This window comes from Planktothricoides sp. SR001, from assembly GCF_001276715.1.
Taxonomy (GTDB): domain Bacteria; phylum Cyanobacteriota; class Cyanobacteriia; order Cyanobacteriales; family Laspinemataceae; genus Planktothricoides; species Planktothricoides raciborskii.
Genome location: NZ_LIUQ01000100.1, coordinates 1 through 9,417, shown reverse-complemented (window position 1 = coordinate 9,417; position 9,417 = coordinate 1). Strand labels below are relative to the sequence as shown.

The window sequence follows — 9,417 nt, the reverse complement described above, 5'->3', positions numbered from 1 at the left end:
GCAAAGCATTCGGATAATTATCTTGATTGTAAAAAGCGAGAATTAACTGCCGGGTTCGGGCGAAGCATTCGGATAATTATCTTGATTGTAAAAAGCGAGAATTAACTGCCCGAATGCTTTGCCCCTACAAGCCCCTACCGGAAAAAACAAACAATTTATTACCCGAATGCTTCGCCCTAACATTCTTTGTTGATGGTTGTTTGTTGTTTGTTGGTGGTTATTTGTTGTTTGTTGTTTGTTGTTTGGTTGGTGATGTAGGGGCGCAATGCTTGCGCCCCTGCCCCTCCGCTCCCCTGCACGATTGGCGGCTCCTCCGCTCCCCTGCATCCCCGCTCCTCCGCTGCCCTACACCCTACACCCTAAAAAGCATCTCATCATTCGGTGACAATGATAAAAAAGAGTGGGCCACCAATATCTTGGGGAATACCCGCTTCGATTTGTTCTGGGGTGTAGGCGATCGCTTCTTGTAAAGAACTCAGTTCAATCTTGTCGTTGCGTTGCAGTCGATATAAGGCTTGATCCACTTCTTCGCGGGATAAGGGGGGTTGCAACTTCTGACGCAAATAAAAAATTGGTAAATAATTATCAGTGGCGAGTTCTCGGTCTAAATTTTGAATCATTTTCAAAATCTCTGCATCTGCGGGCCGATGATGATGGACTGATGCTGGATCGGAAAACTCGCTCTTGACTTCATCGATCGTTGGTGTGACCGCTAATTCTTTTTGCCGTAGGGATTTGCGGATAAAGCGCAGGTAGTTAGTGAGTAAATCTAAACTAATTACTGGTTCACTGCCACTGGGATTATATTCATCAGTGAGATATTCTGCCCCGCGTTCGGTCAGCCAAACCTCTTGGATTTTAGCTTTTTCAATTTTGATTAAGCCGCGATCGACTAAATTTTGGATTGTGGTTTGTCTAAGGGATGCGGGAATGCTGGTTTCCGCCTCAATGGTCAAACCAGAAGCAGCAGCTTTGAGCAATTGGAGTTCCGCTGCGGAAATGGGTAATTGGCTGGTGTTGAGCGCTAAAAGCGCATGACCCGCAGGAGTGATACTAAATTCTGTGATTTCAGTGCTGTAGGCGACTAATTCGCGATCGCTCAGGGTGCGACAAATGCTATCTCGTTCACTGGCGCTAGTTTTGGGATTAGGTTTAATTTGACTAATTAGTCCCCGATAATTCGGAAACGCCAGTAATTTTAACAAAAATTTTAGCTCCACCACATTCATAATTATCCTCTAGTCCGAATAGCAACAACAATAAGTAGGTGAACATAATTAATTGCACTTTTCGTTCCCCGCCGATAGGCTTTGGATTCCCGTCGGAGTTTACCCCCGCGAAGGCGCGAAGCCTGCGCGAAGAGCGCTTAGGCGTGGGGCGGGAATGACAGCTTTTCTTACCATGGGGTCTGTGGTGAATTTATTTCTGCCCGTCTACTTATGAGAATTATTCCCATCATAGTTGATCATCCCACATCAACGAATAGCGATCGCTCCAACCCCCCTTTTTTAGAGTGCTTTTTATAATTTTGCCATAAGTATATTGTTATTGATTGTTATTCAAATAAAAATATATTTACATCGTAAAAACACAAAAATATCTTTGAATTATTAGTAGGGTGGGCAAATTATTTTCCACCCTAAGTTGAAAATTAAAACCGACTATATATTTTTGATTTGATGAGGAATTTTCCTAATCAAATCGATGTAGGTCATTGGTATTTGAACAAAAAAAAATATCATCATCTCAGCGGCGAATCCGCCATAAAATGTGTTATAATATTCTCATACATTGATCCTCCCTAATTTAAGCCGAGTCGCTTTCGCGAAAGCGAAATCGCACCGGGATCCTTTAGGGAAACAGAATCTCTAAAGATACACTCAAGGATTTAAAGAGATTTCCTGAAAATTCTTAAGTTTTATGAAAATTTTAATGCTTTCGTCTACCTTTCCCTATCCACCGAATCGTGGTGGGACAGAAATTAGAACTTTTAATCTGCTGAAATATTTACACCTGACTCAGCAACATCAGATTACTCTCGTCACCCAGCGCCATGCTACGGTGACGGATGCGGAGGTGAGGGAATTGCAGCAATGGGTGAGCGATTTAGTCATGTTTCCCTTGCCCAAGGATCCACAATCCCAAGGATTTGGCGGGAAATTAGGCCGGTTTGGTGTCTCATTACTCAAAGGCACCCCGCCCAATGTGTTGCAACGCTATTCTACCGAATTTCAGGCGTTTGTTGATCGGGCTGTGGAACAGAAACGATATCAGGTGATTACTTGCGAGCATAGTGTGAATGAGATTTATATTCGCCCTGAGTTTTGCCAGTCTGTAACCACGGTGGTGAATGTGCATAGTTCGGTTTATGGGTGGACGCGCAACCATTTGGAGATGGGAGCCAGCCAAAATACTCTGCGCGATCGCCTCTATTTGCCTTTACTGCTGAACTATGAAAAACGCTACAGCGCCAAATTCTCCCAAATTGTGGTGACAACTGAAGACGACCAGCAGCAATTTCAGGAGTTCGCCCCCGATGCCAATATTGCAGTGATTCCCAATGGGGTGGATTTAGACTTATTTCCCTACCGGCAAGGGGATCCGAGAAATCACCGCTTGGTGTTTACCGGGGCAATGGATGCTTCCCATAATATAGATGCGGCTCGCTTTTTTGCCGTGGAAGTGCTACCTTTACTCAAAAAGCATTATCCTGATGTGACGTTTGCCATTGTTGGTGATCGCCCAGTCCCAGAAGTCATGGATTTGCAAAGTATTCCCGGAGTGGTGGTGACAGGCAAGGTTGATTCTATGAGTGATGAACTCCATCGTTCTGCGGTTTGTGTGGTGCCTTTGCGAACCGGGTACGGGATTAAAAACAAAACCTTGGAAGCAATGGCTGCCGGGGTTCCCGTGGTGGCAAGCGATCGCGGTTTGGAAGGGCTAACCGTCGATGGGCCAAATGTTCCCCTCCGGGCATTAAGGGCTAATGGGATTTCTGAGTATGTTCACCAAATTAGCCGCTTATTTGATGACTCCAGTCTGAGAAAAAAGTTATCCTTGCAAGGGCGATCGCTAATTGAAAGCGAATATACTTGGAACACTGCTGGCAAGCTTTACGAGCAAGTCTTGTGTAAATTTTCTTTCACCTAAATTTCTACCAATTAAAAAAGTATCAAACTATCATCATCAGTCGAAGAACGGGGATTTCCAGCGCATGAACAATAATTTACGCTCTCGAATGTTTTCATCATCCGCATCTCTGGCACCGATTCGCCAGAGAACATCCCTCAACCCCGCCAGCCCAAAAAGACTCTCTAGACGACACCGACTGAGAAATTGGCAAATCGCATTGTCACCCATTTGGCGCAGCCAAACAGCCCTAGGTACAATTGCCGCATTCTCCAGTACCTTTTGCTTAATGGTTGGTGGGGTTTCCATGAGCTTAGAACTGATGATGAACCCAGAGGGTGTGAAGTGGTTGGAACCCTTGGTTCCCGCTTGGAGTCAGGTGCCTTTTGCGAACCGACAAGCCCCCCAGTCCCTTGAGGTGATTCAAGCCCAGATTTCCGCCCAAGGACTGATTCCCGCCCGACCTTTAGTCCTCGACAAGTTACCCAGTCCTCAAAGCAATGAAGGACTTTGGAGTTATGAAACCGGAATTCTCTTGCCGGTGATGGCTAGATGTTCTCAAACCAGTGGTGCCGAAGCCGAAGATTGTCAAAAAATTGTCCAGTTACAACTGTATTTGCAGGTGCGATCGCCCGATCACCCCGATGATGCTCAAGTTTATTATCAGAAAATTAGTGAACTGAACATTAATGGGCCGGCAGAATCTTATGTGATTAGCCAACTGAATGACTCATATATCAATGGGTCAAGTCAACCATTGCCTTTGACCCAGTTAGAAAGGTTTTACAGCAAAGCACCGAATACCGGCATTTGGTTTCAACTCAGTGGCCAAAAGACATATAAGGGCGAAAAAATTACCTTCGGCAAAATCGTTCACTACAATTACGAAACTCGTTACCTGAGTGAAATGATGCAGTGGGCTTCTCCCAATAACCAGCCCCCGGGCTGGCAAGAAGTTACCGGGGGCGGCCATCCCGAATTAATTATCGATCGCACCACGGGCATTGAGCCTAATTTAAGTATTTATCAAATCCAGCCGGTTAAGTTTGTGGTCAATCCCATTGAGCTTGAAGAAATTACTCTGAATACCCCAGGGATCAAAACTCAGGGATATCGAGATGCTTTATGGTTAGCCAGTACCGGGTTATGGTCACCCGCCTGGGAAATGATGGCTTATCAAAAACAAAGCCTGGAGAGTCTTGGTAATTGGACAGCGGCAGCCCAAGCACAAATGGATGTGGTTCGGTTTCATGCCCAAGTTAGCCAAGCCCAAGCAAATGCCCGTTGGCGTAACCCCAGTCAACAAGTCTTAATGGCTTTGGTGGATGGTCGCTGGACTCAAGCCCTGGAAATCTATGAGTCACAGTTGGCTTTGGGGAATACGATGAATGATTTGCTCAATACGGATCAGGTTGACTTGTGGGAACGGGTAGAGATGGCTTTGCGGGTCAATCCGAAAAATATTGATTTACAAGCTTGGGGGGCTTTAATTATTGCCGCCCAGGATGGGGAATGGCAAGCTAAAGATTGGTTGAATCAACAGTCAGCCAAAGAAGAAGATCGAGCACGGTTGCTGGATTTATTAGAAAAACGTTCCCAAGCGATCGAGCGCAACCAAAAGATTAAGAATCATCGCAGTCGCATTGTTGGCAATGGGTTAATTCTCGCTGAAATCAATCCCGAACAATGGCAGCCCGGAAACGGTGCGTCTATTTCTTTAGCCCCTGGGGAAATTTGGTATCAAATTCAAGTTATCGGATTTCACGATAGTGTCTTATGGCATGAATTTCCCTTTAATGACTTGCAACTGCCTCGTTACAAAAGCAGTGACTTTCTGTGGAAACACCTCGGTTTGCACAATGACCCCAATTTACAAATTATTGTCTGGATGCCAAATGGGGAACAGCAAACTGTCACTACCACCGTCAAAGCCATTCAATTCCAAAATGGTGTCTTGAATTTATTAGCTGCGGGAAAAGCCATCCCATCGGCGGATCCGACGACGATCGCCCTAACCGGCAGTGCGGAAATGTCTAAGCCTTTGGCGGTCTCTAATTCAGCCCTAGAATGGCGATCGCCCCGAAATCTGACCCTCAAACAACTAAACCAGCAAAATCCCCAATGGGTCAGTGCCATACTCCCGGTACTTTGGTATGAACTTCAGCTAGGAGGAGAAGTATTGCCCGGACTTCAGACCAGTCCCGAAATGATGCTGACCCAAATGAGTGATTGGTTGGTACAACTGATCGATCTCACCGGCAACGACAAACCGGAAGCCGTCTTGACCCTGAAACCTGACCCCACCCGTCAATATTCTCGCCCCCGCACTTTGATTTTAGAGGACACCGGGGTACTGATTTATAGCGAGCTTACCAGCGCCAAAGGTCAATCGGTGACAGGCATTGCTGAAGTTAAAGACGGCGGATTTACTGCCCTGGTGGTGGAAGGTTCTAAGGGCTATACTTTGCAGCGTTGGTCATCCGATCGCCGTCGGTTTGAATTTTAAACGAAATCTTCCCTCTACACCCTACAGCCTACACCCTACAGCCTACACCCTACACCCTTGGTTGTTGGTTGTTGGTTGTGCGATCGGTGGTTGGGGAAAGACTACTCGTAGGGTGGGCAAATTCTTGCCCACCCTACCCCTGTGTTTTGTATCCTTCCTGACCGTGATCGTTACAAACGATACTAAATTTTGGTAAATTGCCATAAAACACTATATATATAATCGTAATTCTCCATTGCAGCTATATATAGTGGTTTAAATCCATTTAAGCCGTCTAAATTTCGAGCGAATCGGGGCGAATTGTAACGAAATATTACAATATTGCCGTCATAGTGGTAAAACCTCTTGACGCTTTCTAAAAATGCGGTTATCTTGAGATTCATACCCGGGTAAATCAAATGCAAGTCCCACCTATGCAAGATAAGCAGAAGGTTACATTATATATACCGCCTGAACTGCATCGTCAACTAAAAATTAAAGCAGCAGTTGATTCTGAATCAATGTCTACCATCGCCGAAAAAGCTATTGCTTTTTATATGAATCATTCACCAGAGGTAGACGAAATAGAATCATCCTACGGGCGGACTCATCGGGTTTACACTTGCCCAGAATGTTCCTCATCTCTGATTATTCGTGATGGAGAAATGGTGGCTTTAAATCATCAAGCAACAGTGTTGATTTCTGATGAAGAATTACCACTAGAGCAAGTGCAAAAAATCCAAGGCAACAAAATCCAAGGCAATAAAGAGCATCAACCAGAAGAACAATTGGTTACATGCTAAAGGTTTAACCTTCGCTCCACATTATCCAAATGGGGGCAGGAAATTCAGCAAAGATAAGCAAACATTAGGCACCGTTTTTAATAGGTCTTTTGGCTATGCAAGAAGAGCTCAATATTTTAATAAAAGCTCAATATCCTCTGATCTACCTCGTCACCGCCGAGGAAGAACGGGCCGAGCAAGCGATCGCCAAGATTGCTGAACAAAGCAACCCCCCCCGGCGAGTCTATACCTGGACGGTGACTCGAGGAATTGTCGAGTGTGGTCAAAGCAACACCAGTATGAGTCACAACACCGTATCGCCAGAAGCGGCGATCGAGTGGGTGATTCGGCAAAAAGAACCCGGTTTGTTCGTCTTTAAGGATTTACATCCCTTTATTGAGGCGATGGGTAATGCGGTGGTAATTCGGTGGCTCAGAGATGCGATCGCCTCCTTCAAAAATACCGAAAAAGCGATCGTCCTCATGTCCCCGGTACAACAAATCCCCATCGAACTGGAAAAAGAAGTCGTTGTACTAGATTTTCCTCTGCCGAAAATGGCTGAGATCAATCAAGTGCTCTCGCACCAGTTAGAATTGACTCGCCAGCGGAAAATTAGCACGGAAACCCGAGAAAAACTGGTCAAAGCTGCCCTCGGTTTAACCAAAGACGAAGCGGAAAAGGTCTATCGCAAAGCGCAAGTCACCGCTGGTCGTCTCACCGAAGGGGAAGTGGAAATTGTTCTCTCGGAGAAAAAGCAGCTAATTCGCCGTAACGGTATCCTGGAATATATCGAAGACGACGAAACCATCGAATCAGTCGGTGGACTCGAAGAATTAAAGCGCTGGTTAAAACAACGCTCCAATGCTTTCACGGAAAGGGCTAGGGAATATGGCTTACCTCAACCCAAAGGAATGCTAATCTTAGGCGTTCCTGGGTGCGGCAAGTCGATGATTGCCAAAACCACTTCCCGGCTGTGGGGTCTGCCCCTGTTGCGTCTAGATATTGGCCGTGTCTATGACGGTTCAATGGTCGGTCGCTCAGAAGCGAACCTACGCAGCGCCTTGAAAACCGCTGAATCAATTTCCCCCGTTATCCTATTTATTGATGAATTGGATAAAGCCTTTGCTGGTAGTGCTGGATCTGCTGACTCGGACGGAGGCACATCAAGTCGCATCTTTGGTTCTTTCCTAACCTGGATGCAAGAAAAAACATCACCCGTATTTGTGATGGCGACTGCCAACCGAGTCGAAAGATTACCCGGAGAATTTCTCAGAAAAGGCCGTTTTGATGAAATCTTCTTCGTTGACCTTCCCAACAACGAAGAACGGCAAGAAATTTTCAAAATTCATCTGTCCAAGCGCCGCAAAGACATCTCGCGTTTTGATCTCGATCAACTAGCTAAGGTGTCTGAAGGGTTCTCTGGAGCAGAAATTGAGCAAGCCGTAATCGCTGCTATGTATGAGGCATTTGCTCAAGATCGAGAGTTTACGCAGTTGGATATTATTGCCGCGATCAAATCAACGCTACCGCTGTCGAAGACCATGACCGAACAAGTCACGGCTCTGCGCGACTGGGCTCGTCAGCGAGCGCGACCGGCTGCGTCCTCCCTGGCTGAATATCAGCGCATGGAGTTCTAAAGGTTTTCTCCTGCTTCCCACAGGAGGAAAGGTCAGCAATATCTAATGCTGGCATTGCATCAAACAACCGCATTTTATGCGGAATCGTCGTGGATTCCCGTTTTCACGGGAATGACAGTTGATTAAATCGTTGTCGTTTTTGTCGAATTGCTTATTTTTTTGGAGGAAATCCCAATGTCTCACTTTAGCACTCTCCGCACCAAAATCACCGATGCCGAAATCCTCAAGAACTCTCTGCGCGATCTGGGGATTAATATCAAGACCGAAGCTGATGTCCGTGGCTACAATGGACAGCAGGTTCGGGCGGACATCGTAGCGGTGCTCGAAGGCGATTATGACCTCGGTTGGTCTCGCAACAGTGATGGTTCTTTTGACCTGATCGCTGACCTCTGGGGTGTGGCGAAGAAGCATAACCAAACTGAACTAATCAACTCGATTAATCAAAAGTATGCGGTGAATAAAGCTTTGACGGAAGTTCGTCGTCCAGGCTTGCAAAACGCCAATGTGAAGCTGGTTGTTCAAAAGTAGTCTGGCAACAGCGCGTTCCCAACCTTTCGGGTTAACCAATGCGGGTTGACCCGTTTTTTTGCATTTTTTAAGCGATTGGATCGGTGATTGGATCGCTTTTTGATCTATCAAATAAATCATGTTGAGATATTGGACTGTAAGTTTAGGAAAAAAATATGGCTAATTCTATTCTTAGGATCGCCTTCACCGATCTCTAAAACTTACTCAAACTTAACCATTAGACATCTCCAAAAATTACATTATATGCTATAATAAGATTTAATTTTATTTTTTGTCATGCTGCGGAATTCTAAAATATATTGAAGAACACCCCAAATTAACACCGAGGCTTAGAGGAATAACTTATAAGCAGTTCCAAGAATTGTCTAGAGAAGCTTCCATTGTACACCTCCAAAAAGAAGCGGAGGCCGACCTGTTAAAACCCACCAATAATGTCAAGGGGGCGGGTCGGAAAATTACATTACCTGTTCAAGAACAAATTCTTCTAACTTTGGTGTATCTTTACCAATATCCTTCCTTCCTTTATCTGGGGGTTCAATTTGGAGTTTGTGAATCTACAGCTAACACCATTTTTCGGTATTGGCTGCCAATTCTAACTGAGTTATTACGCGCCAGTATTTTATAGCAGTCGCCAGTCCAGTTAGGACGTAGAATAAAAGAAGTTGCCAAAATTCGAGATAAATCTACCCATGTCTAATTCTTACAGCTACGACTTACGGAAAAAGGTCATAGAGGCCATTGAAATCAACGGGATGAAGAAGAGTGAAGCCAGTAAACTGTTTGGAATTAGCCGTAATACGATCGATCTGTGGCTCAAGCGTAAAGAAGAAACTAGAGACTTCCATGCTAAGACATA

Annotated in this window: 8 protein-coding genes; 7 read left to right on the top strand and 1 reads right to left on the bottom strand. The window is 45.3% G+C overall.

The genetic code is table 11. The features are described from left to right. Window positions 1–374: 374 nt before the first annotated feature. Entirely contained in the window at window positions 375–1,229 is an 855-nt protein-coding gene (locus AM228_RS27990) for a hypothetical protein (protein ID WP_054470260.1), read from the bottom strand. Window positions 1,230–1,920: 691 nt separating this feature from the next. Between AM228_RS27990 and AM228_RS27985 the strand changes: the two genes are divergently transcribed. The 7 genes from AM228_RS27985 to AM228_RS27950 all read left to right on the top strand — a co-directional run. Continuing rightward, the gene (locus AM228_RS27985; RefSeq protein WP_054470258.1) at window positions 1,921–3,150 is read left to right on the top strand and encodes a glycosyltransferase; all 1,230 of its coding nucleotides are present in this window, start codon (window positions 1,921–1,923) and stop codon (window positions 3,148–3,150) included. Between the two features lie 64 nt (window positions 3,151–3,214). After that, complete coding sequence (locus AM228_RS27975) at window positions 3,215–5,635, top strand: hypothetical protein (RefSeq protein ID WP_156332128.1); 2,421 nt, start codon at window positions 3,215–3,217, stop codon at window positions 5,633–5,635. A gap of 413 nt (window positions 5,636–6,048) precedes the next feature. Beyond that, a complete protein-coding gene (locus AM228_RS27970; RefSeq protein WP_054470252.1) occupies window positions 6,049–6,417 on the top strand; it encodes a hypothetical protein in 369 nt (122 codons plus the stop codon). A gap of 95 nt (window positions 6,418–6,512) precedes the next feature. Beyond that, on the top strand, window positions 6,513–8,033 hold the full coding sequence (locus tag AM228_RS27965; protein ID WP_054470251.1) for an AAA family ATPase: 1,521 nt from the start codon (window positions 6,513–6,515) through the stop codon (window positions 8,031–8,033). Window positions 8,034–8,207: 174 nt separating this feature from the next. Further along, the gene (locus AM228_RS27960) at window positions 8,208–8,561 is read left to right on the top strand and encodes a DUF1257 domain-containing protein (protein ID WP_054470250.1); all 354 of its coding nucleotides are present in this window, start codon (window positions 8,208–8,210) and stop codon (window positions 8,559–8,561) included. Between the two features lie 271 nt (window positions 8,562–8,832). Continuing rightward, a complete protein-coding gene (locus AM228_RS37095) occupies window positions 8,833–9,186 on the top strand; it encodes a transposase family protein (protein ID WP_072160965.1) in 354 nt (117 codons plus the stop codon). A 64-nt stretch (window positions 9,187–9,250) separates the two neighbouring features. After that, window positions 9,251–9,417 (top strand): IS630 transposase-related protein (locus AM228_RS27950; RefSeq protein WP_156332127.1); only part of this gene is annotated, 167 nt, incomplete at its 3' end.